General features: G+C 52.3%; 24 protein-coding genes. 16 read left to right on the top strand and 8 right to left on the bottom strand.

Going from position 1 to position 24,996, the window contains the following annotated elements:
* Positions 1-104: 104 nt before the first annotated feature.
* The 4 genes from nhaC to ACULM0_RS06025 all read left to right on the top strand — a co-directional run bounded on the left by nhaC (position 105) and on the right by ACULM0_RS06025 (position 5,570).
* Positions 105-1,523 carry a Na+/H+ antiporter NhaC gene (gene nhaC, locus ACULM0_RS06040; protein ID WP_463679530.1) on the top strand — a complete coding sequence of 473 codons (1,419 nt, stop codon included), beginning with the start codon at positions 105-107 and terminating at the stop codon, positions 1,521-1,523.
* 20 nt (positions 1,524-1,543) lie between these two features.
* Positions 1,544-2,737 carry a M20 family metallopeptidase gene (locus ACULM0_RS06035; protein ID WP_463679529.1) on the top strand — a complete coding sequence of 398 codons (1,194 nt, stop codon included), beginning with the start codon at positions 1,544-1,546 and terminating at the stop codon, positions 2,735-2,737.
* Between the two features lie 62 nt (positions 2,738-2,799).
* Entirely contained in the window at positions 2,800-4,341 is a 1,542-nt protein-coding gene (locus tag ACULM0_RS06030) for an amidohydrolase (protein WP_463679528.1), read from the top strand.
* Entirely contained in the window at positions 4,335-5,570 is a 1,236-nt protein-coding gene (locus tag ACULM0_RS06025) for an AfsR/SARP family transcriptional regulator (RefSeq protein WP_463679527.1), read from the top strand. The genes ACULM0_RS06030 and ACULM0_RS06025 overlap by 7 nt, the downstream gene beginning before the upstream one ends.
* A gap of 52 nt (positions 5,571-5,622) precedes the next feature.
* Here ACULM0_RS06025 and ACULM0_RS06020 read toward each other — a convergent pair whose 3' ends face one another.
* Positions 5,623-5,766: a hypothetical protein gene (locus tag ACULM0_RS06020; protein ID WP_463679526.1), complete on the bottom strand. Its 144-nt coding sequence runs from the start codon at positions 5,764-5,766 to the stop codon at positions 5,623-5,625.
* Positions 5,767-5,904: 138 nt separating this feature from the next.
* Between ACULM0_RS06020 and ACULM0_RS06015 the strand changes: the two genes are divergently transcribed.
* Genes ACULM0_RS06015 through ACULM0_RS05995 form a run of 5 tightly spaced genes read left to right on the top strand, consistent with a single transcriptional unit; the run spans position 5,905 to position 9,754 of the window.
* Complete coding sequence (locus ACULM0_RS06015; protein ID WP_463679525.1) at positions 5,905-6,795, top strand: LysR family transcriptional regulator; 891 nt, start codon at positions 5,905-5,907, stop codon at positions 6,793-6,795.
* Positions 6,792-7,610 carry a metallophosphoesterase gene (locus tag ACULM0_RS06010; RefSeq protein ID WP_463679524.1) on the top strand — a complete coding sequence of 273 codons (819 nt, stop codon included), beginning with the start codon at positions 6,792-6,794 and terminating at the stop codon, positions 7,608-7,610. The genes ACULM0_RS06015 and ACULM0_RS06010 overlap by 4 nt, the downstream gene beginning before the upstream one ends.
* Positions 7,611-7,615: 5 nt before the next feature.
* Positions 7,616-8,548, top strand: coding sequence for a tRNA modification radical SAM protein MnmL/YtqA (gene mnmL / locus ACULM0_RS06005; protein ID WP_463679523.1), 933 nt, complete (start codon positions 7,616-7,618; stop codon positions 8,546-8,548).
* A complete protein-coding gene (locus ACULM0_RS06000; protein ID WP_463679522.1) occupies positions 8,545-9,222 on the top strand; it encodes a metal-dependent hydrolase in 678 nt (225 codons plus the stop codon). The genes mnmL and ACULM0_RS06000 overlap by 4 nt, the downstream gene beginning before the upstream one ends.
* Positions 9,212-9,754 (top strand): nucleotidyltransferase family protein, encoded by a 543-nt coding sequence (locus tag ACULM0_RS05995; RefSeq protein ID WP_463679521.1) that lies wholly within the window; start codon positions 9,212-9,214, stop codon positions 9,752-9,754. The genes ACULM0_RS06000 and ACULM0_RS05995 overlap by 11 nt, the downstream gene beginning before the upstream one ends.
* Positions 9,755-9,777: 23 nt before the next feature.
* Here the strand turns inward: ACULM0_RS05995 and ACULM0_RS05990 are convergent, their stop codons facing one another.
* Positions 9,778-11,373, bottom strand: a complete 1,596-nt coding sequence (locus ACULM0_RS05990; RefSeq protein ID WP_463679520.1) for a methyl-accepting chemotaxis protein — start codon at positions 11,371-11,373, stop codon at positions 9,778-9,780.
* A gap of 146 nt (positions 11,374-11,519) precedes the next feature.
* On the opposite strand from ACULM0_RS05990, the gene ACULM0_RS05985 reads away from it, so the two are divergent.
* Positions 11,520-12,932, top strand: coding sequence for a sensor domain-containing diguanylate cyclase (locus tag ACULM0_RS05985; RefSeq protein WP_463679519.1), 1,413 nt, complete (start codon positions 11,520-11,522; stop codon positions 12,930-12,932).
* Positions 12,933-13,047: 115 nt separating this feature from the next.
* On the opposite strand, the gene ACULM0_RS05980 is transcribed toward ACULM0_RS05985, so the two are convergent.
* Both ACULM0_RS05980 and ACULM0_RS05975 read right to left on the bottom strand, forming a co-directional pair.
* Positions 13,048-14,091: a flagellar brake protein gene (locus ACULM0_RS05980; protein ID WP_463679518.1), complete on the bottom strand. Its 1,044-nt coding sequence runs from the start codon at positions 14,089-14,091 to the stop codon at positions 13,048-13,050.
* A gap of 24 nt (positions 14,092-14,115) precedes the next feature.
* On the bottom strand, positions 14,116-14,838 hold the full coding sequence (locus ACULM0_RS05975; RefSeq protein WP_463679517.1) for an HAD family hydrolase: 723 nt from the start codon (positions 14,836-14,838) through the stop codon (positions 14,116-14,118).
* Positions 14,839-14,979: 141 nt separating this feature from the next.
* On the opposite strand from ACULM0_RS05975, the gene ACULM0_RS05970 reads away from it, so the two are divergent.
* Complete coding sequence (locus ACULM0_RS05970) at positions 14,980-15,360, top strand: hypothetical protein (RefSeq protein WP_463679516.1); 381 nt, start codon at positions 14,980-14,982, stop codon at positions 15,358-15,360.
* Positions 15,361-15,659: 299 nt separating this feature from the next.
* Here ACULM0_RS05970 and ACULM0_RS05965 read toward each other — a convergent pair whose 3' ends face one another.
* Positions 15,660-16,277, bottom strand: coding sequence for an NUDIX hydrolase (locus ACULM0_RS05965; RefSeq protein WP_463679515.1), 618 nt, complete (start codon positions 16,275-16,277; stop codon positions 15,660-15,662).
* A gap of 153 nt (positions 16,278-16,430) precedes the next feature.
* Between ACULM0_RS05965 and ACULM0_RS05960 the strand changes: the two genes are divergently transcribed.
* Positions 16,431-18,170 carry an ABC transporter ATP-binding protein gene (locus ACULM0_RS05960; RefSeq protein WP_463679514.1) on the top strand — a complete coding sequence of 580 codons (1,740 nt, stop codon included), beginning with the start codon at positions 16,431-16,433 and terminating at the stop codon, positions 18,168-18,170.
* Positions 18,171-18,216: 46 nt separating this feature from the next.
* On the opposite strand, the gene ACULM0_RS05955 is transcribed toward ACULM0_RS05960, so the two are convergent.
* Positions 18,217-19,257, bottom strand: a complete 1,041-nt coding sequence (locus ACULM0_RS05955; protein ID WP_463679513.1) for an FAD:protein FMN transferase — start codon at positions 19,255-19,257, stop codon at positions 18,217-18,219.
* A 100-nt stretch (positions 19,258-19,357) separates the two neighbouring features.
* Here ACULM0_RS05955 and ACULM0_RS05950 point away from each other — a divergent pair, with 100 nt between their 5' ends.
* From ACULM0_RS05950 to ACULM0_RS05935, 4 genes are read left to right on the top strand one after another with little or no spacing between them, the layout of a single operon-like run.
* On the top strand, positions 19,358-19,726 hold the full coding sequence (locus tag ACULM0_RS05950; protein ID WP_463679512.1) for a NusG domain II-containing protein: 369 nt from the start codon (positions 19,358-19,360) through the stop codon (positions 19,724-19,726).
* A 26-nt stretch (positions 19,727-19,752) separates the two neighbouring features.
* Positions 19,753-20,262 carry a DUF2179 domain-containing protein gene (locus tag ACULM0_RS05945; protein WP_463679511.1) on the top strand — a complete coding sequence of 170 codons (510 nt, stop codon included), beginning with the start codon at positions 19,753-19,755 and terminating at the stop codon, positions 20,260-20,262.
* Positions 20,259-21,335, top strand: a complete 1,077-nt coding sequence (locus tag ACULM0_RS05940) for a DNA polymerase IV (RefSeq protein WP_463679510.1) — start codon at positions 20,259-20,261, stop codon at positions 21,333-21,335. Before ACULM0_RS05945 ends, ACULM0_RS05940 begins: the two co-directional genes overlap by 4 nt.
* Complete coding sequence (locus ACULM0_RS05935; protein ID WP_463679509.1) at positions 21,328-22,533, top strand: D-serine ammonia-lyase; 1,206 nt, start codon at positions 21,328-21,330, stop codon at positions 22,531-22,533. Before ACULM0_RS05940 ends, ACULM0_RS05935 begins: the two co-directional genes overlap by 8 nt.
* Before the next feature lie 81 nt (positions 22,534-22,614).
* Here the strand turns inward: ACULM0_RS05935 and ACULM0_RS05930 are convergent, their stop codons facing one another.
* Together ACULM0_RS05930 and ACULM0_RS05925 are read right to left on the bottom strand one after the other, a co-directional pair.
* Positions 22,615-23,418 (bottom strand): 2-oxoacid:ferredoxin oxidoreductase subunit beta, encoded by an 804-nt coding sequence (locus ACULM0_RS05930; RefSeq protein ID WP_463679508.1) that lies wholly within the window; start codon positions 23,416-23,418, stop codon positions 22,615-22,617.
* Positions 23,405-24,970: a 2-oxoacid:acceptor oxidoreductase family protein gene (locus ACULM0_RS05925; RefSeq protein WP_463679507.1), complete on the bottom strand. Its 1,566-nt coding sequence runs from the start codon at positions 24,968-24,970 to the stop codon at positions 23,405-23,407. The genes ACULM0_RS05930 and ACULM0_RS05925 overlap by 14 nt, the downstream gene beginning before the upstream one ends.
* Positions 24,971-24,996: the final 26 nt, after the last annotated feature.

Here is a 24,996-nt window from a genome sequence, read left to right as displayed (position 1 = left end):
CTAAAAATTGATACGACAACGGATTATCAACAGAACTTCATCTATGAATACGTTATCCTGATGATGCGTTTATACTACCATCTTATTTAGGGAGGGAATTCCAGATGTCTGATAACCAAGTCAAAAAACCAAGTGTCGGGGGAGCTCTATTCGTCATTATCTTTCTTATGGTCGCAATGAGCGTTCAGGTATTTATCTTCAAGAGCAACTGGACCACTCAGATTACATTGATTCTCGTGACCGCAGTGGCCGCCGTTGTCGCCATGCGTTCCGGTTTTACCTGGGATGAAGTACAAGATGGCATCTTGTACGGATGTCAAATTGCCATGCTACCCATGTTGATCCTCATGATGGTGGGTGTCCTCATCGCCTCGTGGATTTCTGCGGGCACGATTCCCACGTTGATTTACTATGGCTTACAGATCATCTCGCCATCGGTCTTCCTATTTACTGTTTGTCTGGTTTGTGCCATTGCCTCCATTTCAACGGGAAGCTCATGGACCACCGGTGCTACATTCGGTGTTGCCTTTATGGGCATTGGCCTAGGACTGGGGATTCCAGCTCCCATGACCGCAGGTGCCGTTATCTCAGGTGCAATCTTTGGAGACAAGATGAGCCCGTTATCGGACTCAACGAACTTAGCCGCAGGCGTGGCTGAAGCAGACCTTTTCGATCACATCCGCAGCATGATGTACTCCACTGGTCCGGCCCTGATCATTTCCCTGCTCCTGTATCTGATCATTGGGTTCCGGTACAGTGGGTCGGCTATCGATCAGAATAACATCAATACAATTCTAGACGGACTAAGGAACAACTTCTTCATCAATCCTGTGGCGTTTATCCCGCCGATCCTTGTGGTCGTTCTGGCAGTGAAACGTATGGGTGGTCTCGCCGTTATGGTCATCGCTTCTTTCGTGGGTGCTGCCTTCGGTATGATCTTCCAGGGGATCGCCCCGGGTGCTATGTTCGATCTGCTCAACTACGGATTTGTCTCAGATACGGGTATCGCGGAAGTCGATGCACTTCTTTCACGCGGTGGTCTCCAGAGCATGATGTGGACGGTCTCTCTCGGTTTCATCGCCCTGAGTCTCGGTGGCCTGCTTGAGAAAACGAAAATGTTAGAGGTTCTGCTCGAACGCATCAAGCCGCTCGTGCACTCTGTCTCGGGTCTCGTGACAACACACGTGGTATCATCAATCGCGATCAATGCCTTCAGTGCCAGCCAGTACATGGCCATCATCATCCCAGGGCGCATGTTGGTTCCTGTCTACAGAGAGAAGAAGCTCCTGCCCCAGGTATGTTCACGTGTTAGCGAAGACTCTGCCACCGTCACCTCACCACTGATTCCATGGGGACTCTGTGGCGTTTACTTCACAGGGGCACTGGGTGTACCCACCTTGGCTTACGCACCTTGGGTTTTCCTGGCCTACCTGGCACCTGCCATGACCCTACTCTTGGCCTACACGAATAAGTTTATGTTCAGAGAAGGCGATATCACGACAGTCAAAACTTACAACGACTAGAAGACAAAAGGAATGATTCTATGCATTGGTTAACGACCGAAGCGATGACAGATTTACTCAGTGCGCTCGTGGGTATCCACAGCCCTTATTTCGAGGAAGAGCAGATCATCGACTATGTGGCCGATTGGCTTGAGGAAGCCGGTATCGAGGCTGAGGTACAGACCTACCATGAAGATCGCGTAACGGATTTCAAAGGGAAGAATATCCTGGGCCGACTCACGGGTAAACCCGGTGGCCCCACGATTTACTTGAATGGTCACCTGGATACCGTCACCCTCTGTGAAGGGTGGACTTACGATCCACTGGCAGCCACCATCAAAGGGGACCGGCTCTACGGTCTAGGTGCTCTCGATATGAAAGCGGGCGTGGCCTCAATTCTACTGGCACTCAGGCAGTTCAAAGAGGATGTGAGGGATTTCAAGGGAACCATCCTCTTTTCCCTGGTGTCTGATGAGGAGGGGCCCTATGGGCTGGGAACCGATGCGGTGATCAACTCGGGCTTTTGCGAAGGCGCGGATGTGGGAATTGTGACCGAGCCCTCTTCGGGTTTCTCCAAAATGCCATTTCCGAACATCTCCTTGGGTGCCAGGGGCGGCTATGCCTACACGGTGACCTTCAAAGGCAAAGCAGCGCATGCCGCGAATCCCGAGGAAGGAATCAGCGCGATCCTCGATGCAGCGAGGGTAGCCTTGGCCCTGAAGGAAACGGAACTCCCAGAAGATCCTTATCTGGGAAAAGGATCCATTTGCGTGATCGGAATGGAGGGTGGAGGAGCCGCATGTTCGGTAGCCGATCAGGCTTCCTTTAAGGTCTTCAGGCACGTGATTCCCGGCGAGAACATGGAGACGTTGCGTGCGGAGCTGGATGCAGCCGCAAAACGTGCCGGCATCACCTGTACCTACGAAATGGCCTTTCGAGAAGCACCCAATGAAGCGACAGCAGGGTTCTTACCTTATGTTGTTGCACCGGAGGAACCGTATGCGAAGCGGTTTGCACAAGTGGTCGAGCAAACATTGGGTGAAAAACCATCGATCAGTTATTTTTCCTCTATTGGCGATTTTAACTATATCGGATCGCGCCTGGGGATACCCACGCTGATCTTTGGAGCCGATGGTGAGAACTATCACTCGAGCGATGAGTATGTCAACTTACCGTCTGCGAGTGCAACGACAAAGGTGCTCTACGAATACATGAAGGAACTCTTGGGAGATTGACTTTAATAGTCAATCTTTTCTTTTCGATACGGTATAATGAGGGTAAGAGGTGGTGGCGTGTTATGTATGATATCGTATTTACAAACGGCAAGATCAGGTCTTTGGCAACGGAAGAAGAGGTTTTTAGTTACCTAGCGGTGAAAGACGGTCTCATCGTTGCGGGAGGCCAGACGACTCCGGAAGCTGTGGAGGAGATGGCGGAGCAAGTTGTCGATCTGAAGGGGAAGACAGTGGTACCCTCCTTCTACGACACACACGTGCATCTGGTACAGACGGGTCTGAACACGCTGGGACTTGATCTGTCTGGCGCCATATCCATTCGAGATGTGCTGGAGCGAATATCCGAAAAGGTGTTGAAGGTACCCGCGGGAAAGCTCGTGCGTGGTATTCATTATGATATCAACAGTATAGAAGAGCGTCGCTTCCCCACCCGGAGGGAGCTCGATGAAGTGGCACCCGATCATCCACTGTGGATCAACAGCATCGAGTACCATATGAGTGCGGTGAACTCATTGGCACTGCATCTGGTCAATCTGCCCTATCATATCGATGGCATCGCCCGGGACGAAAGGAACTTACCCAAGGGGTATCTTTCGGGGAAGGCCAGTGCCTTCTTCAGAAATCGGATTTTCGAGAAGATTACGGACCGCGAGAGAGAGATCGGCGTCAATCGCGCCCTGCAGTTGGCAATCGAAAAGGGTGTGACGAGTCTTCATGCTATGGAGGGTGGGTTCAGTTTTCACGACCGTGATGTTCGTTTTGTGCTCGACCACATGCAGGAATTCCCCATCGACATTCGTCTCTACCACCAATCCTATGATGTGAGTAAAGTGGTGGAGCAGGGTTTGGGACAGGTCGGAGGTGATATTTTTGTCGATGGTTCCTTCGGGTCTAGGACGGCGGCTCTTTTCGAACCCTACAGTGATGACGACGCGGGTTATGGCAATTTGTATTTCAAGGACGATGAGTTGGAAGACTTTGTCGAGCGGGCCATGGACGCCAACCTACAGATCGCACTGCACGCCATTGGCGATCGTGCCATCGACCAAACACTCAGGGCATTTGAAAAATACCGCACGCATTCGGCGGCCAAACGCCGCCACCGGATCGAACATTTTGAACTGGCCGATGCAGGGATGATCGAACGTGCCAGGGCCCTTGATCTGATCATCGGCGTCCAGCCGGTCTTCGAATACCACTGGGGTGTAGAAGGCGGGATGTACGAACGCCGGCTGGGCAACCGGAGTCTGGTGACGAACAATTTCAGAGCCTATATCGATGCAGGTCTCACGATTATCGGTAGCAGCGATAGTGATGTCACTGAAATCAACCCACTGCTGGCGATCCACAGTGCCGTGAATCATCCCAAACAAGCTTTTTCCGTCACAGCCTACGAAGCCCTCTGCTTCTTCACAAAAAATGCAGCCTACGCGAGTTTCGAAGAAGAGAGCAAGGGGACCTTGTCCGTGGGCAAGCGCGCTGACCTCGTGGTTCTCAATCGGGACCCCCTGGAAGCTACACCTGCTTCTCTGAAAGACCTCGAGGTAGATATGACCTTCAAAGACGGACGCCTTTTGTTCAAGAGGCGGTGTGAGACATGTTGACCTTTCAATTCTTTGGGAACCCAGACATCTTGTTCGACCGAAAGAGCATTGCGGATCAGTTTAGTTCGAAGTCCTTGGCCCTGATCGCCTATTTGGTCGTGAACGGTGAACGTTCTTTTAGTCGCGATCACCTGGCCTGCCTGCTCTGGGGACAAAGCGGTAAAGAGGCGGCCTTTTCCAATTTGCGCTACAACCTATGGTCGATCAATAAGGTCGTTGAATCCTGTACAGGCCACAATCTTCTGCACACGCGTAAGGACAAGATACAGTTGAGAGAAGAGATTAGCTATGAAAGCGATGTGGATGCGCTTGAAGTGATCGGTGAGGCGGATGAACTCCAGACCCTCGAGCAGATCAAGCTCATTTACAAGGGGGACTTTCTCGAGGGGTTTTATCTCAAGGAATGTCTGGATTTTAACGATTGGGTTTTCTATGAGCGCGAGCATAGCCAAAGGCGTTTTGCAGAACTGCTCAACACGCTGCTCGATCGCATGGAAAGAAAAGAGCGAACCCGCGATAGCATCCAGCTGATCGAAGAGATGATCAAGATCAACCCCTATGATGAAAGTTTGTACGTGAGGGCCATTCGGTTGCTGTTGATGGAGGGTGATCGTGCCGGGGCGCTTTCCCATTACAACCGCTGTGTCACCGTGTTACGTGAGGAGCTGAACATCGCGCCTTCGGAGGAGACGAAAGCCTGGCTCGAGATGATCAAGAACACAAGCCAACCACCAGAAGAGATTTTGGGCGGAGACGGCAGGGTGATCAGTGTTTCGAAAGAGCGGGCCCGAGAGATCATCGCGCGAATCGAGAAGCAAAAGGGTATCGTGCTCGAGGCCTTGGGAGAGGAAGGGTTGGATCTTCCCTATTACCATCTTGCCAGGTGGCTGGAAATCCTGTACCATGAACGCAGAGATCGCATAAAGGCTCTTGCGCGACCGATGGACCTAGCCGAGCTCAGCAGGCTGGTACCCGTCTATTCAGATCTCGTCGGAGGGAAAAAACCGGATGACTGTCCCGACGATATGGTTCAAATGAGATTCTTCGCCGCGCTCGACCGAACGCTGGTCCTGTTGGCAGAAGAAATGGAAATGGCCCTTGTCGTGGAGCAGACCGAGTGGCTCGATCCAAGGACAGCCTCCTTCATCCGCTATTGCAGAGCGGCGTTCGAACGGGATCTTTTGAAAGTTTATTGTGTGGCAAAAAATAAGACAACCGGAGACGAGTAGGCGCTCGCTCCGGTTGTCCATCGTTCAAGAAAATCGGTTATGTGTGGGAAGTCTAGAGCATCCAGAAGGTGTCGGCTTCAGAGATGCGCTTCTTTTCCAGGAAATTTCGATACTGAAGATCGGCGAAGTTTTCTCCCGCGCGGGGCGTGATCGCACGATGGTCACGATTGAAGAATTGGAAGAATTGATAAATCATAAGATCTCCTCCTTGTGTTGAGAATTGATATCATCTGCTTCCTACAAACTTATGATACTATGAATAGACGTCCATGACAAATGGAAAGAAATGATGCAACCGATCGGTTTTTTCGATCGATTGAATGGAGAGAGATACATGGAGATCAGAGAACTGCAGACGTTCAAAAAAGTCGTTGAAATGAAGCATTTTACCCGTGCTGCGGAGGCACTGGGTTATGCACAGTCCACGGTGACCAGTCATATCGGAAACTTGGAGGAGAGCCTGGGGATTCGGCTTTTCGATCGTATCGGTCGTCAGATTCAAGTGACAGAAGAGGGACGGGTTCTATACCAGATGGCGCAAGAAATGTTCGCCATCTACGATCGCATGCTGAAGATCTCGGAGCTGAACGATGGATCGAAAGGGAAGATGATCCTGGGTGTGGATGAACCGGTGGCCCTCTATCGTCTGAAGGATCATTTCAAACGTTATAAGGAAAAATACCCCGATGTAGAGATCATTCTGCGCAACGCCGTCACACGGGAACTGCAGCAGATGTTATTGGCCGGTGAGATTGATCTCTTGATCATTTTCGACCGTTTGGCCGACACCGAGCGCATGAATCGGATCACACTCGTGGAGGAGGAGATGGTCTTCGTCGGTGCGCCTGCTTATCTCGAAAACAGAGACCGTGAAGAGGATGTCGTCAGCAAGGTCATCCAGATGCGACGGGGGAGTACGCTCCGCGCTTTGTTCGAGGCCTTCTTGATTCGTGAGAAAAAGGCTTATGCCAGTAGCATCGAAGCCTGGTCGATCGAAATGGTCAAGCAGATGGTGAACATGCAGATGGGGATCGCCCTACTTCCCAAGGTGGCCGTGGCCGCAGAAATCGAGGCGGGAGAACTCGAGGCAGAAGAACTGGAACTCGAAGGCGTGGATCGCATTTACACACAAATCTTATACCATAGGGATCGGACCCTGACGATGGTTGAAAAAGAATTCATTGCCTTCATCCAGAGGTCCTTTGAGAATGAGACGCCCTCATGAGCAAACTGCGCAAGCTCCTGTTCCCCGTGGTGATGCTGGTGCTCTTTATGGGGTTTGCCTACTATGACTCCAACTACAGAGTCCGCGTGCGTGCGTATGATGTACCGATTGAAAACCTTCCACCCGCTTTTGAAGGCTACCGAATCCTGATGATGAGCGATCTCCACGCATCGGATCCAGAGAGGGCGACGATCGACCTCGAAAATCTGACGCGCGACCTAACCTTTGATGTGACGGTCTTCACTGGGGATATCATTGAAGATGACCCCATAGCTTTGCAGCCTTATGCCGAGGGTCTCCAGCATCTCATACAACGGGCCCCTCTTCTTTTCGTCGATGGGAACCACGATCGTTGGATGGCCTATGATCCGTTGAAGCTTTACCTAGAAGAACTAGGCGTCACTGTTTTGCAAAATCAAGCGTACGCTGTAGAGCGCGGGGGAGACCATCTCTACTTTTACGGGGCGACGGATTACTATTTTACGGACCAGTTACCCGCCCTCATGGATCTACAAAAAATGCGCTCGCAAACCACAGTGCTCCTGACACACCAGCCTCAGTTCTTCGATATGATCGATTATCTGGGTGTGGAGTTGACCTTGGCAGGTCATACCCACGCAGGACAGTTTCGACTCCCCTTTCTCCCAGTCCTCTATGCGCCGGGACAAGGGTTTATGCCAAAATACGGCTATGGTTTCTATCGGGAGAAGGCGGGTACGCTCTATGTGACCAGTGGCCTCGGGGCTACGGGGCCGGCTAAATTTCGGTGGCACAACCCACCGGAAATTGTACTGATCACCTTGATGGGAGGGTAAAGGAGATGCAGCAGTGGGGAAACAAGCGGTACCATAGCCTTGATTACGCCCTAAAGAAGCGCTATGGAGGCAAAGTGGTCAAATTGGCGATAGATGCTGGATTCACTTGTCCCAATCGCGATGGTAGCAAGGGACGAACCGGTTGCCTATTCTGCTCGGAAAGCGGATCGGGGGATTTCGCTGGAGACTGCAAACTGGACATCGAGGAGCAACTGCAGGAACAACGGGCTCTGCTGGCGGAGAAATGGTGCGCCAATCGGTTCATCGCCTACTTCCAGAGTTTCTCCAATACTTACGGCCCGTCCGATCGTTTGCGCGACCTGTATGATCGGGCCCTCGCTTCACCAGAAATCCTGGGAATGGCCATTGCCACGCGACCAGATCTGATCGATGAAGATACGGCGGATCTTCTGGCCTCTTACGGCGATCGGTTGACCTGGGTAGAACTGGGTTTGCAATCCTCCCATCCCATGAGCATGGAGCGATTGCAACTCCGGTACAAGCGAGGAGACGTGGAACAAGCCGTTGCCCTGCTCAAAAATCGGGGGATCGACGTGGTGGTACATGTGATCTTCGGTCTGCCCTGGGAGAGTACCGAAGAGACGCTCGAGACCATCGATTATGTGAATGCGCTGGGGGTCCAAGGGATCAAGATCCACATGCTCCATATACTCGAACAGACAGGACTCGGTCGGATCCACGCGCAGCGTCCCTTCTCCCTGCTCACACGAGAAGCTTACATGGCACTGGTGGTGTCGGCCTTGGGGGCCTTGGATCCGGAGATTGTCATCCACCGGTTGACGGGTGATGGGAAGAAGGACCAACTGGTCGCTCCCAGGTGGATTTTAGACAAGCGTGCGGTCCTAAACGGCATCGATCGTCGGTTGAAAGAACAGAAGGTATACCAAGGACTATTCTTTGAGGAGGAGTCATCATGAGAGTACAATATTTTGGACACTCGGTCTTTACTATCGAACAGGGATCTTTCAAGGGGATCATCGACCCCTTTATCGAGGGCAATCCCCTGTGTGATGCGACGGTGGATGATTTTAAAGATGTGACACACCTTTTCATCACGCACGGTCACGGGGATCATATTGGGGATGCGGTTGCACTAGCCCAAAAGTCGGGTGCCCTCATCGTCGCCAATTTTGAGATTATCACCTATTTAGAGAGCAAGGGGTTATCAGGACATGCCATGCACATCGGTGGCAAGCATGCCTTTGATTTTGGCACCGTCAAGATGACACCCGCCCTACATGGATCGGGAATTTTTGAGGAGGGAACGATGCAGGACGGTGGACTTGCCGGTGGTTTTCTCTTTGACATCGATGGTGTGAAGATCTATCATGCTGGGGATACCGGCTTGACCATGGAGATGCAACTGTTAGAAGAAGAAGAGATTGACCTGGCTCTCTTGCCCATCGGGGGAAACTTCACGATGGATGCAGACGATGCCCTCAGAGCGGTAAGGATGATCAAACCGAAAGCGGTTATCCCCATGCACTACGGGACCTTTGAAGTGCTCGACTCATCTCCCGATAGTTTTTACAAGGGATTAGAAGGTGTTCGAGGCATTCACTTGGCCCCGGGAGAGGTCTATGAAGCCTGACCTTCAGAGGAAGGTTTTGCGCCAAGTGGCCGATCGCTTCAACCGGCAGGGAATCCGTTGGCAAGTCGGTGCCTCCATGCTCCTCTACTTGAAGGGAGTTGTCGATCGGGCGGGTGATCTGGATCTGTTGGTGGACGAACAGGACTACACCTCGGCTCACGAGATTCTGATGGAGATGGGAAAGGAGGAGAAGATCGCTCCACACCCCATGTTCCGTTCGGAACATTTTTCGACCTTTGTGGTAGAGGGGGTGGGGATCGACCTCATGGCTGCCTATACCGTACATTTCATAGGCGGCGTGTTCACCTATCCCTTTGAGCCGCACCATGCTGAGGTGATGGACGACCATGGCGTATCGATTTACCTGGCCCCTCTTGAATTCTGGTGGATTACCTACCGATGTATGGGTGACCCGAAGGCACGTGTTCCGCTTCTTCGAGATCATTTCGATCGCCACGGTTTCAACCGTGACCTGGTGGCGATTGCCAAGGACCACGTGAAAAAAGCTCCTGAAGGATCATCGCGATCCTAAGGAGCTTTTTTTCTCGTATGGCTTCAGATGGTGATGTCAAGGACGATGATGCCGTCGACCTGCTCACCACGCTGGTAGGGGAGAGCGACGGTGACACAGAATTCCTCTGTGATCGACGAGATATAGGGGGAGGAAACGTAAGGATCCCCTTGGATGCAGGTTTTGTAGAAGGGGCGGTAGGAAACGTCCAGGGATTCCTCTACATCGATATTGAAGAGGTGTGCGGTTCCCTCGGGATCGAGCAGAGCGACCAACTCGTAATCATCGTCTCGGTTTCCGAGTGCAACAAGATCGGCTTTCTTCAGTTCACGGTAGGGCTTGTTGTCTACGAAGGACTTGAGATCCTTTTGAGCCGCTTTGATCTTCATCTGCGTATCGGAATCAATCTTGATGGCGGAAGCATAGTCCGTCACCATGGTGCCCATTTCCCCGCTGATCTGCTGGACCTTGTTGAGGTGGCTACCCAGTTCACTTAGGTTCTCGGTCTGCAGATCGGAGAGGGAGGCGGTTTCCTGGATATTGGCCGTGATGGTTTGCGTGTTGTTGTTGATCGCACCAATCAGGCGATAGATGGCCTCGATGGCACGATTTTGTTCGGTCACTTCCCCATCGATCTTCTGGAATCCTCGGATCGTCTCCTTCGAGCGATCGCGCATGTTGGTCAGGACGCTGGCCGAGCGGTTGGCAAAATCAATGTTCTCGTTGAAGACTGTCATCTCAGCCTTCATTTTCTTGGAGACATTCTCTGTCTTCACCGTGATACCCGAGATAATCTCGCCAATCTTCCCCGTGAAATCGTTCGACTGTTCTGCAAGCTTCCTGATTTCATCGGCCACAACAGCAAATCCCCTGCCCGCCTCCCCAGCCCGAGCGGCTTCGATGGAAGCATTGAGGGCGAGCAGGTTGGTTCTCTCGGAAATCTCGTTGATCATGGCGATAATCTCATTGATCTTTTCGATCTCGTCCTTGAGATTAATTACTTCGGAGGAGATCGTCAGATTTCTCTCAGCGCCGGCCTTGATGCGATCCCCGAGCTCGACCATGGTCTGGTTGTTCTCTTCGATCGCATCGACCATACCGTGGGTGTTTTGATCGAGCTGTCGCATGGCTTGGCTGATCTCCTTGGTCCGGCGGTGAATCCCATCGGAGTTTTCCTTGAGTTCCTCGGCTTCGTAAGATAGCTTCTCAACAGAACCCGTGACCTCTCCGAGGTTGGCGTGAACGGATTGAGTGGCTTCTTTCAATGCGCTGGACTTACGGTGCATCTCTTCTACTGAATCGATCAGTTTCTCCGAAGCCACGGAGATCTCGCCGATCATATGCTGGCTGGATTTCTTCAGTCCGAAGATTCGTCCGGCGATCCGCTTGATCCCTGGGTTCAGATTCTCTGATGACGCCTGTTGGATTTCACCGGCTTCAAGCCGGTCTATGTAATCGTCAAGACTGCGGTACTGCTTATTATGTAGTGTCGTCAGGTAGATGAGTAGCACCACCGCCGTGGCACCCGTGATCATGGCCCATGTGCTGAGCATCATTGGCTGCATCATCCCATAGGCCATGATGCCCACTAGAAGCAGAAAGGCAACGGTCAGTTGTACGTTGAAAGCTATCGATTTCATCACAATCCCCCTTGGTTCTTTTTCATCATTATACCAAAGCGGAGTGTAAAGGTCAGTTTTTTCTGAATAATCAACCTAGCCACTTCGCAGATGGTCAGCATGATGTGTTTGTGATAAAATAGTGGGTAAAGCAAAGGAGGTGTAGCATGAGAACGATCGATCAGATAGATGCGGGATTCCAATTGTTGGCAGATATCACATCATCCATTGTGGTGATCTTGAGTCAATCGCGCGTGTTGTACGCAAACCGTGCATTCGCCAGACTCTTGGGAGAGAACGCGAACTCTCTGGTCGGCAGCGATTTTTTGTCTCATGTGCACCCCGAGGACCAGCACAAGGTTGCCAAGGTGTTGGTGAGAATGATCTCTGGCGAGCTTGTTGAAGAACCGAGCGATGTGCGCATCTTGAGCCGCAAGGGAGACACCCACTGGTTGCGCTTTACCGGCGAGGTGGTTAGCTACCAGGACCAGCGGGTGCTCTTGGGGAGCGGTATCGATATCACGGAAAGCCACAGAAAAGAGGAAATGCTACGTAAGTACTTGGCCTTGAGGGATTCGCTGATCAAGGTCAACCAGATGATCATGGAGAAGGTACCGATCACAGAAATCTTCTCCTATTTGCTGCGGGAGGCAATTGATCTGATCCCCCGGGCGAATGCCGGTAGCATCCTAGCGGTTCAACCGGATGGTCTCCTCAGACCGATGGTCCACGAAGGATTCACCGATTCTGAGATGGCAACCTTCGAAGTGCCTATAGAGAATACTTTCCTTCACGCGGAGACGGGTGGCGCTCTCGATCGCGCGGTGCTGATAGCAGATGTCAATCGTTTCGATCTCCGAGCATCCCGGACCCGTCTGATGCCAGCGGGTAGGGGGCGACGAAGGATTCACTCATCGATCAGTGCACCCATCCATTTTGGCGACAAGTTTTACGGGAGTTTGAATCTGGATAGTTTTTTAAAGGACGGCTTTGACGAAGTGGACCTATCACTGATGGAGTATCTCAACAGTCAGTTGGAAGTGGCTCTGGCGAAATACCGGCTTTACGAGGAGACGGTGTTCATGGCCAAACACGATGCCTTGACCGGCACCTATAACCGCTACTACATGGAAGAGTACATGGAGCAGTTGATCCAGCGATCAGAGCGATACCGCGAGCGATTCACCCTGGTCATGTTCGATTTGAACAACTTGAAAGAAGTGAACGATAAGTACGGACATTTCGTGGGCGATGAATACATCATGACCTTCGCCGCGACGGTGAAAGAAAAATTACGCGCCTCGGATGTGCTGTCACGCTTCGGTGGGGATGAGTTCATCGCCATCTTGTTGGGGGACATGCGCGAGACCGTCGATGCCCGGATGTTAGAAATGCAAAAAGCACTGGACTGGCGTCCGGTGCTGGCGGGGAACGAAATACTGCGCGTGGTCTTCAGTTACGGTGTGGCGTTCTATCCTGACACCGCCGAAGAAATCAAGGCAATTCTCTCGGCAGCAGATCGGCGGATGTACGCCCATAAAGAGCAAATGAAAGAAGTAAAGCGAAAGCAGCATTATTAAAACGACGGGTTTCTCCGCTGGGAGAAATCCGTCGTTTTTTTGTTTTGGGGGGAGAAGGTTTAGATCAGAAGCCTGATAGCCAAGCAAAGCTCTAGCGGTTGACCAGGTGAGAGACTCATGAGATGAGGAAGAGATAGTAGCCAATTCCAACGAGACCGACAATCAGATTGATCACAAGGCTGAGGGACCAGCGGTCTCCTTTTCGCTTCATGCGCAAACTATTGATGAGGATACCCAGAGCCGATACAAAAACCGTGACCAGGGCCACAACCAGGGCCTGGTCCAATCGCTCGACATTCCAGATCGCCCGTTTTTTCACATCGAAGAAGATGTCCAGTCCATAGACCTTCTCGGGACGCGCCATGAGAAAAGTAGAGAAGAGGAGGATGGAGAAGAACCAGGAGAAGCCTGAGAGCGCTTTGTAGATTAACACCATGCGATCATCATCCAGGCGTCGATCGTGGGTACTCACCCGCTCATCTTCAAGAGTGCCCATGGGTGGATTGAGCTCGATGTCCTTTCGGATCATATCCGCTTGTTTGGCAAGAAGAAAATGCATGATCTCATGTTCCATCGCCTGGTTCACATTGAGGAAGGTCAGGCGGCAATCGTGGTCCTTGATGGAATCGATCACTGGGATGCAATCGAGGACCAGAGCCTTGATGGTCATCACCTGGTCATCGAAGGTCCAGAACAGTGTGATCTCTTCGTTGGATTTGAGCCGTTTGGGTATAATCCCCCGCAAACCACCGACGCTTAGATTCTTGGTGATAAGGGTCATCTCGCGATCTGCAGCCTGTACTTTAATCTCAGTGACATAGTCGAGTCGAAAGTAAGTGCGTCGCTGGATCTTCTTGGGTTCTGAAGTCAGGCGAAAGTGATGTAGCGGTCTGTTCTCGACGATTTCGCGGCCTGAGACTTGTGCATCGATTGCATAAAGCTCCCCATGGGCCTTTTCGTGTAGAAAAACGAGGACGGCTCGTGCCCCTACCTGCAGGGGGAAGGTCGTTCCGTGGCGCATGGGGCTCAGCAATGTGAGTATCTGATCTCGCGGTGGAATTTCAACCAAGGTGCGAAGTGTCATCGTCTCGCCGTTTGCGTCGGAGGTTTCAATTTCAACGAGGTGGCCCGTCTTGACATCACGATTCAGATCAAACACCCTGCATCCCCCCTTGCGGTTTCACTAGAGATAATCCACGTTCGCATCGATATGATAAACGACATCCTTGCGCTCCACGATGATCTGGGTCTTCTTTCGTAGATCGGGATCGTTTTTGATTGTGGCCAACAGTTCTTTCGTGGGATTAACGGCCACCGGGTGTCCCACCCGTTTCAACATAGAGACATCGCCGTTCGTATCACCGTAGGCATAGGATGCAGCAAAGTCGATACCAAAGACATCTCCAAAATTATCGATCGCCTTGATTTTGCTGGTGGCATCCCACATCCGATGCACTTCTCCGGTGAAAATCTCACCCTCTAGCATATAAGTAGAACCACGGTAAGCATCGGCGTGGTACTTCTTGGCCATGGGGGATACAAGAAAATCCGGTGCGCCGGAAATGAAGATGACCAGGTGCCCTTCATCGCGATGCCATGTAATCCGGTCGCGGGTGAAGGTGTAGACCTTCTCCCACTGCAGCCTGATTACCTGATCCGCGATGAACTGAAGGTGGTTTTTGTTCTTATTCGTAAGCGCTTCAATGTATAGCTTGGCCAGTTCTTCCATGTACTCGTCGTACTCGCCTTTGCGCCGTTCCCATTCGAGGTATTTGGGCTTCACGTGGTTGTGCCAAATGGACTGATCGATCACCTCATAGCGGATGAGCTTTTTAAAATGCTCGATCATGAGTGAATCGCGATACAAGGTACCGTCAATGTCAAAAAATGCAGCTATCTTTTTCATGATGCGCTCCTTTGGGCTGAATATTTAGAAAACTTAAGTGGTATATATAGAATAGAAAAGAGTACTACCTTTTTTGGGGTAACTCATCTACTATTTATCCAATTTTCAATAGGGATAATCATCAAGGACGGAGGGATTGAAGTGATTATGCAAATACTGATCACACTCTTCGCCTTCTGTGTGGTAGGATATCTCTTGGAAACGCTCAGGATGTACATGCAGATGGAGAAGACTTACGTGACCACGCGAAAAATGATCGAACGCATCTCCCAGCTACTGCGAGATGAACACTGGGTCGATGTGTTTTATATGATCTTTCTGCGCGATGTGCTCGATGAAGAGTATCTCGAACGGCACAAGGTAGATTCATACCATCTTTATAAACTCGATGACCACCATATCCGGCTTGAGTTTAGAGTAGGCCGTGCGGAACAATCCGTCGACTTCGCGATTACCGATGGCCGTGTTGTGGCACACAAGGAGAAAATCCAATACAATGAAGAGATGAAGCTGCCGAATTAGTGTTTGAAATCGTTAGAGGCGGGTATGTAACCAGTAACATCAATAATAGTCCTCCTTAGCGGGGGGTTATTATAGATAGTTATCAGGGGGACATCAATCATAGACGTAGGTCTATACACATGATTCCCAAAGCAAAACTTTTACGGTTGCGTAGCAGATGGCAAACAAACAAGACCCTAAGTCTAGGAGGTATGCTTATCGAACCTTCTGTAAGTGAGACAACTGAATACGAAATTTCTCAATGTGCTCCTGATAACTGAGGTGGCCCGTACCGCGAAACTTTCCGGCATGGGCCATCATTATTTTTTGAGAATTTCTACTAGGTTGCGCGTCATGCGGGCTGTCATCCCCCAGATGATCTTGCTGTCGTAAGTATAGAAGAGCACGGGGTACTTACTAGATCGGAAATTATAGGTTTCTCCATCCCCGCCGATCAAGTGGTAGGGAAAATCCGGGGCCGCCCGCATTTCCGTCTCGAGTACGTACTCCTCCGGGGGAGAATTCTGTAGAAACGAAAGGGGGACGGAGAAGATGGATTCCACCTCATCGCGGCTGAAGGGAATGTCCCCAAAGGCGATACCGTTTATTTTCCCGACGAAAACCTTCAAAATCAAGCCGAAGGGAGTGATCAGGGTATCGATCTCCCCGAATAATTCGAGGTGCTCGGGCGTGAGTCCCAGTTCTTCCGAAGTCTCCCTCAGTGCAGCATCCTCTGGCGATTCTCCGGGTTCTAGTGCCCCACCGGGAAAGCAGACCTCACCGGGTTGGGTGTTCAGGTGATGGGCACGGACCTCATAGATGAGATGGATTCTCCCGTCGATTTCAATCATGGGGATGAAAATGCTGAAATACCTGTAGTTCCCCTCGGGAGAGACCCGATGGTGGGCTATACGTTCTCTGATCCTTCGAAAATCCATGACCTTTTCCTCCACCCTTCACTTTTCTCTCTCTATAGTATAGCACGAGCAGACGTGGGCTATCGAGGGGACATTTTTTCCTTCGCATGTCGAAATGATGGTTAACAAAAGGGTGTGAGAGGTGTAAGATGGGAAGGAAGGGAGTGTAGCACCTTGCTTAAGAAATTTATCAGCTATTATAAACCACATCGAACGTTGATCCTCCTCGATCTAATGGCCGCCAGTGTCATGTCGGCCATTGATCTTGTGTTTCCCATCGTCTCGAAGAATTTTATCAATGAGTATATCCCCAACGGAAGAATGGATATGATCTTCCGTATGACTCTGCTCGTCTTGGTCCTGTACTTGATCCGCATGGGGTGCGATTACTTTGTCTTGTACTGGGGTCACGTGGCGGGAGCGCGTATGGAATACGATATGCGCAATGATCTCTTTAGCCATTTGCAAGGCTTGAGCGTTTCCTATTTTGATAACAACAAGACCGGTCAGATCATGAACCGGATCGTGGGGGATTTGAGAGATATCGCCGAGCTGGCACACCATGGACCGGAAGACTTGTTTATCTCGCTGATGATGCTGGTCGGTAGTTTCTTCATCCTGATTCGCATCAATGTACCCTTGACTCTGATTATGTTCGGGATCGTCCTGGTCATTCTGTTCTTTTCCATCAGCCGACGCGCCCATATGATGCGGGCGTTTCGCCAGGTGCGAAAAAAGCACGCGGACATTAACGCGCGTGTGGAGAATGCAATCTCGGGTATCCGGCTTTCGAAGGCCTTTGCCAACGAGCACCACGAAGTGGATTCATTTAAGTCTTCTAATGAAAAACACAGGGATTCACGTAACGAGGCTTACCGGGCCATGGCCATTTTCTCGAGCGGGAACAATTTTCTCACCGACTCCCTCAACATTGCGATCATCGGGATCGGAGGCGTGTTTGTATACCGTGGATTCATCAATATGGGTGAGCTGGTAGCCTTTATCCTCTACACCAGTTTCTTCACAAGACCGATTCGACGTCTCATACAGTTTACACAACAGTATCAATCCGGCATGGCTGGTTTCGAGCGGTTCTGCGAAGTGATGGCGGAAGAACCCGTCGTAAAAGATGCCCCCGATGCCATCGAAGTGAATAGTCTGAGAGGGGAGATTACCTTTCGCGATGTGACCTTTCGTTATGAAGCGGATCAAAAACCCGTGCTCGATCAATTCAACTTGAAAATTCCCCGCGGGAAAACTGTCGCCCTGGTGGGTCCGTCCGGTGTTGGCAAGACAACGATCAGCAAGCTGATCCCCAGGTTCTATGATATCGAATCAGGTGCCATCACCATTGATGAGATCGATGTGCGTCACTTTGCCCAGCGCTCGCTGCGCAGGCAGATCGGTACCGTCCAGCAGGATGTGTTCATCTTCTACGGTACCGTGCGTGATAACATCGCCTACGGGAAGCCCGGGGCCAGTATGGAAGAAGTTATCCGCGCCGCCAAGCATGCGAATATCCACGACTTTATCATGGGCCTCGATCACGGCTACGAGACGTTGGTGGGCGAGCGTGGTGTTAAACTTTCGGGTGGACAAAAGCAGCGGATTGCCATCGCGCGTGTCTTCCTGAAGAACCCTCCGATCCTGATTCTGGATGAGGCGACCTCCTCACTCGATAATGAAAACGAGATGATCATCCAGCAGGCGATCGAGATGTTGTCCGAAGGGCGAACGACCCTCGTGATAGCTCACAGGCTATCGACGATCATGAAGGCCGACGAGATTCTGGTGCTGGACGAAGGGGAAATCAACGAACGCGGTTCTCACGAGGTGCTTCTCGAGCGCGGTGGACTCTATGCCAAACTCTATCATTCTCAGTTCAAAGGCTACATCCCCGATCGCGTGGGATAAAAAAAGGGACCTTGACCTTCTCCTCAATCGGGAGAAGGCCAGGGTCCTATTCGTCTGCCCCGTACTCGTAGGAAGAGGAGCTCAATGTGAAGGCATCCCCAAGACCACTGGTGGTGTAGACCTGCTGGTCCATGGTGACGAAGATCGCTTCAATGCCATCGAGCGTCTCCACCAGCGCACGCCCCTCATCGAGGCCCAGGGAAAAGACTGCTGTGCTGAGTCCATCGCCATCGACGGATCTCTTGCTAATGATGCTGACGCTGGCCAGACCGTTATCGATCGGATAGCCCGTATCCGTATCGAGCAAGTGGTGGTATCTGACGCCATCCTGTTCAAAGTACCGTTCGTAGATGCCGGAGGTGACCACGCTGATCGCTTCGCTGTAGGCGACGGTACCGAGGTAGCCACCACGTGCAGACAGCGGATCTTGGATCCCAATGCGCCAAGGGGAACCATCTGCCTTTGTTCCGTAGACCAGAATATTACCACCGAGGTTGATCAGCGCTTTGTCCACGCCTTGCTCTTCAAAGAAGGTACGGAGTTCATCGGCGATGAAGCCCTTGGCAATGGCTCCCAGCTCGAGGGACGTCACATCTTCATCTTTGATCACACCCGCGTCAGTGAGATGGACATTTCGGTAGTCGATACGTTCAAGGGCGGCCTCGATCTCGTTTTCTTCGGGGATGCGCTGGTCCTCGGTACCGATGGCCCATAGGTCCACAAGCGGTGAAACAGTGATGTCGAAGTGTCCTTCGGAGAGTTCGCTGTAGTAGAGACCTCTGGAGAGCAGCCGGCGCGTCGCTTCATCGATGGGAACCACTTTGTCGGCGGGCGCCTCATTGATTTTCTCAACGATGGAGTCGCTTCCCGAGGTGGACCAGAGGGTATCGTAAGATTCGAGTTTCTCGAAGGCCTCCTCGATCAGGGGGGCGGCAGTCTCATCGTACAATCGCAATTGCACGAGGGTGCCGATGACAAGCTGGCTATCCTCCACGTAGGCATCGTTCGCAGGCGGCTCTTCTTGCTGGCATCCGGTGAACATGAGCAGTATCAGCAGAGGAATCAGGATCAATTTTTGAATCTTCACGGCTCTCTCCTTTTCTAACTGGGGAAAAAACGATATAATGAAAGTTGTTCCATCACGTTGAAAACATACGCAGATAGTATACCATAAACGGAGAGAAGATATGAAGCGATTCGATATGATATTGATCATCTTTTACATCATCGCGGCCGTGGCCGTGGGCATCTGGTCCCTGACTCCCGACACAGGTCAGAAGCAGGTGGTGATTAATCACCAGAATGAGTTGTACGGGACCTACCCTCTGCCATCGGCCGAAGAGCGGATCATCGTGATCGATGAGGATGGGCATTACAACAAGATTCGCATCGATGGTGATAGCGTGGCTATCATCGAGGCCAACTGCCCGGATCAGCTGTGTGTGAAGGATGGCGAGAAATCTAAACCGGGTGATATCCTGGTTTGCCTGCCCAACCAGTTGCTCATCGAGATCGAAGGAGTGGAGTCGGGAGAGATCGACTTTATCTCACACTAGAGGAATCCCCCGAGGAGGAAGATGTCGTGAATTACTTATTCATTTTCGTGGCCAAAGTAATCGAAGTGACGCTCGCCACGCTACGCATGGTCCTGATTAACAAGGGCGAACGGAGAATCGGAGCGCTCATAGCGTTTTTCGAAGTGGCATTATGGGTCTATCTGGTCAGCACAGTGCTGAACGATATTGCCTCGGATCCTCTTAAGGCCGTCTTCTACGCGCTGGGTTTTTCCGTGGGTAATTTCACGGGGAGTTTCCTGGAAGAAAAATTGGCTATCGGCCTCTCGGAGATCAAGATTATCGTGAAGGCTGATTACGGCCCTAGCATCGCCGATTACCTACGCAAGCAGGGATTTGCGGTGACGGTCGTCCAGGGTAGGGGAAAGAACTTCGATCGTGAGATTCTGTACACCTTCGTGAAACGGAAACGTGTACGCGAGGTGGTGGAGTATGCAAAGGACGTCCATCCGAATCTGGTGATCACGGTACACGATACCAAGCCGCTCTACGGTGGCTACGGACTCGTGAAAAAATGAAACGACGCGTACTTCACCTGGATTTTGATGCCTTCTTCGCGTCGGTCGAGTTGCTTGACAAACCCCATCTGAATCGGGTGCCGGTGGTGGTCGGCGGGAAATCTAACCGGGGGGTAGTGACCACCTGTAACTACGAGGCGCGCAAATATGGAATCCATAGTGCGATGCCTCTTTTTCAAGCGAAAAAACGATATCCCGACCTAGTGGTCCTGACACCGCATTTCGAAAGGTACAGCCAGATTTCGAAAAGAATCTTCGGTCGTTTGCGCGAACAATTCGAGGGCTTGGAGCAGGTATCCATCGATGAAGCCTACATTGATATCACACGCGTCTACCACCCGCCAGCCTTAATCGCCAAGAGGATCAAACGGCAGATTGAAGAAGCGGAAGGGTTGACCGTATCCATCGGGGTCTCTTACAATAAGTTCCTAGCGAAGCTGGCCAGCGAGTGGGAAAAGCCCAATGGGTACTTTGAGATCGCGGAAGAAGATGTACCGGTCATGCTCCCGCCGCTTCCCCTGAAGAAAATCCACGGCCTGGGGAAGGTGTCGATCGGTCGGCTGAATGCCCTGGGGATATTTACGGTGGCAGACCTGATGCACTATCCGCCCACCTTTTTCGAAGAACAATTCGGCCGTTTCGGCATGGAGATTTTCGAACGGATTCGGGGGATCGATCACCGGGAGGTCACCCCAACACGGGAGATGAAGAGCTTTGGCAAGGAGTCTACGCTGGATTCTGATGTGCGGGACCGTGCAGATCTCACGTCCTACCTGGACACCTATTCCGAAGAACTGGCCTCGCTCTGCGAAAGACGGTGTGTGAAGGCGCATACGATCACCCTGAAGTTAAAATTTGCCGACTTTGAAACGGTGACCCGGCAGAGGCGAACGACCATCGCGACAGATCGACCGGAGGAGATCCTGCAGATTGCAACGGGACTACTGGAGGATCTTGTGATCGATCGACCCGTACGCCTCATCGGGATCTATCTTTCTTCTTTTGAGGCCAAGGAAGAGGAGCAACTGAGTTTTTTTACTACAGCGAAGGAAGGGGAGGGTCTCGGTGACTGATCAGCTCATAAAAAGGATGCGAAACAGAGAACGTATCCTATGGGAAAACACAGCTTACGATCCATGCGTGGAGACCGATGGAAGAATCCTCGAGGAAGCTGTCCGCTTCTACGAGCGAATGCAGCCCTTGATCCGGCACATTTTCCCCGATACAGAGGGGTTGATCCGGTCACCTCTTGTGGCGCTCACTGAGCTTGAAAAAGAGTTGGGTCTCGCCGGCAAGTTGTACTTGAAGATCGACGGCGAGCTTCCCATCGCAGGATCGATCAAAGCCCGAGGAGGCATATACGAGGTGCTCGCACGTGTGGAGAGCTGGGGGATGCAGTCGACGCTTTTTGACTCCCAAGAGGACGCGGTACAGTTTGCATCACCTGCTTTTCAGTCTTATTTTTCGCAGTTCAAGATCCAAGTGGGATCAACGGGGAACCTGGGGCTCTCCATAGGGACCCTGGCTGCGGCCTTCGGCTTCCAAGCGATCGTTCATATGTCTGCCGATGCGAAGCCCTGGAAGGTGGATCGCTTGCGAGAGAAAGGCGTCGATGTACGTTTGTACAGCGGTGACTATTCAGAGGCCGTGGACGAAGGCCGCCGGCTGTCAGAAGCCGATCCCACGAGTTATTTTGTGGATGACGAGTCTTCCGAATTATTGTTCGCAGGCTATACCCTAGCCGGACCTGAGGTTGCCGAGCAGTTCTTAGCAAAACAAGTGACGATCGGGGAAGACTCACCCTTGAAGGTGTACCTGCCCTGTGGTGTAGGTGGAGGACCCGGTGGCGTCGCCTATGGGCTCAAGTCAATCTTCGGACCCCATGTGCATCCGATTTTCGTAGAACCTACGGAGAGTCCCTGCATGCTGCTGGGGCTCTACACGAAAAAACACGATGGGATCAGCGTATCGGAGATCGGGTTGTCCAATCAGACCATCGCCGATGGCCTCGCGGTGGGTAGACCCTCGGGTCTGGTGAGCCGACGGGTAGGACCGATGATCCGCCTGCTGGCCACTGCTAAGGAAGAGGATTTTTCCTATTACCAACAGCTATTGTTTCGAACCGAGAGTATCTACATCGAGCCCTCATCTGCAGCCGGTTTCGTGCCGATCAAAGCCCAGGACGCCCCCGGCGTCATCCATTTGGTCTGGGGGACCGGGGGTGGCCTGGTACCTCGGTCGGTACGAGAAGCTGAGGGGTGTATCGAATAGCATACAAAAAAGGAAGGGTGACGACGAGCGTTGAAATGCTCGAGGTCAGCCTTCCTTTTTTTAGTGGATTTCTTCGTCTCCTTAACGGTAGGCGCCCAGGAGTTCGGTGAGCGTAGGGGCTCGGTCCTTCACGGGACGCTCGAGCACGAGACGGTCGGGATCCCGGTAGAGCACACCCAGAAAGAAAGGATGCGCGCGGTATCGCTCGCGAGCCAAGGTATAGTCATCCGTATCTTCTTCAAGTAGCTCCACGCGCTCATTGAAGAAGGGGTAGCCCTGAGACCGATTGAAGGTGACACAGGGGGAGAATATATTGACGAAGGAAAAGCCGGGGTGTTCGATGGCGCGTCGAATGACTTCCACCAGTTCCTTGGGTTTTCCCGAAAACCCCTGCCCCACGAAGGTCGCCTCTGCGGAGAGTGCCAGATCCACCGGATCGAGCGGCATATCGATCGCGCCGTAGGGTGTTGACTTCGTCATGAAATCACGATTTGAAAGGGGACTCGTGTGTCCTTTGGTGAGACCGTATATCCTGTTGTTCATCAACAGGTAGGTGACATTGGCGTTGCGTCGCATGGCATGGAGCGTGTGCCCGAGCCCTATGGCAAATCCGTCACCATCCCCGCCGGCGGCGATCACGGTTTGCTCTGGTCGTGACAGTTTGATTCCCTGGGCGATGGGAAGTGACCGACCGTGGATCCCGTGGATCCCGTTGGTTGCGAAGTAGCCGGACATGCGCCCGGAGCATCCGATCCCCGATACGATGGTGGTCATTTCCGGGGTAAGATTGTGTTCGACCAGCGCTTTATCGAGAGCATTCATCACGCCGAAATGGCCGCAACCTTTGCACCAAGTGGGCATGATGCCGTTTTTATACGTGTTCATCGATAAAACCTCCGATCTGTTCGGGTGTGGGCATCTCACCATCGTAGGTGGTGAGAGAGTGCAGGGCGGTTTCGTGGAAGTGGGGGGCCAGCAGGCTGTAGAGCTGTGCCTCGCGATTCATTTCGATGACGATGGTATGCTTGTACGTGCGATCGATTTCGGCGAGGGTCTTGAGGTCCAGTGGGTGGAGTCGGGTGAGCATGGCGATGCGGTGATCCCCATCAAAGTAATCGCGCAGAACCCCGTATAGGCTAGCGGTGGCGATGAGCACGGTATCGGCCTGGTCGGGACCGAAAAAATCGAAGCCCTTCTCATTGGAGAGCGGGAGTAGCTTGTCGTGGCGGTGATCGGCGCCAGCTGTACGCAGAGCTGGGCTATTGTTCACGTGTCCGGTCTCATCGTGCTCGAGTCCGGTGGTAGAAACGGTTGTCTCACCACCCAAACGGGGAGTGCGCTCGATGGCGGGAGCAATAGGAATCTCCTCTACGGCCATCGTGGTGATCGAAAGACCCAAGGTTAGATCCGAAAGCACAACGACGGGATGACGGTAGGTACCGGATAGATGGAAGGCATCTCCGGCGCTGGTGAGCAGAGAACGGGAGTCATAGGGACAGAGGACGATAGGGGAGCCGTCGCCGTGGCTACCGTACAGGGCCGCGTATAGATCGCTCTGCTCAGGCTTAGTGGGTAGACCCGTGCTGGGGCCCACACGCTGGACGTCGACGACGACCAGCGGTGTTTCGGTCATCATGGCCAGACCCAGGGTCTCTTGCATCAGGCTGAGTCCTGGTCCTGAGGTGCTGGTCATGGCCGGGGTTCCGGCGAAGGCTGCCCCCAAGGCCATGGTGGCCGCTGCGATTTCATCCTCCGTTTGGACAAAGAGGCCGCCGTAGCGTGGGAGGACCTTGGCCATATACTCTAGGATCTCCGAGGCGGGTGTGATCGGATAGGCTGCATGGAAACGGCAACCGCTGATCAGTGCACCCATGGCGAACAGTTCATTGCCCGTGAGGGCGACGAGCTCCCGCTTGAGATTTGAGAAGACCGGGCCGTTCCCCCGGGCGGTCTCGTCAAAGATGGCCTCGAAGAGCTGAATGTTTTTGTTCACGACCTCGTCGCCCTTTTTCTCAAAGCGTTCTTTGATAAAATGGACCAGGGCATCGCGCGGCAGGCCTAAAAAAGCGGCGACCCACCCGAGTAGAACGATATTCTGGTAGCGGACTTCCGTGGTGTAGGATGTGAGGTCGAGCTCCCGGTGGTCGGTACCGCTTAGGGTCGTCAAGATCATGGCATTGGCATCGGTGTCCTCGCGATAGGCCGTGAGCGTCTTCTCATCGAGCGCAATGATTAGGTGGTAGGGACGGTGGACGCTGTGCACCGGCTCATCGGAGACGGTGATGCGCGTGTTGGTGTGCCCGCCCTTGATTCGGGATGCAAAGGTACGATCGGACTGCGTGTGGTAACCGAGGCGGCCGAATACCCGGAGCAAGATCTGACCCAGACTGGCCAGACCGTCCCCCTGGGTGCCGCCGATCAACAGATTGTAAATCAAAATTATCCCCTCCTTATCCCCATTAT

The sequence above is a fragment of the Halotolerantifilum yawarlongkerapense genome, assembly GCF_054506745.1.
Note: the sequence above shows the minus strand (reverse complement) of the source record. Positions and strands in the feature narration are given on the sequence as shown.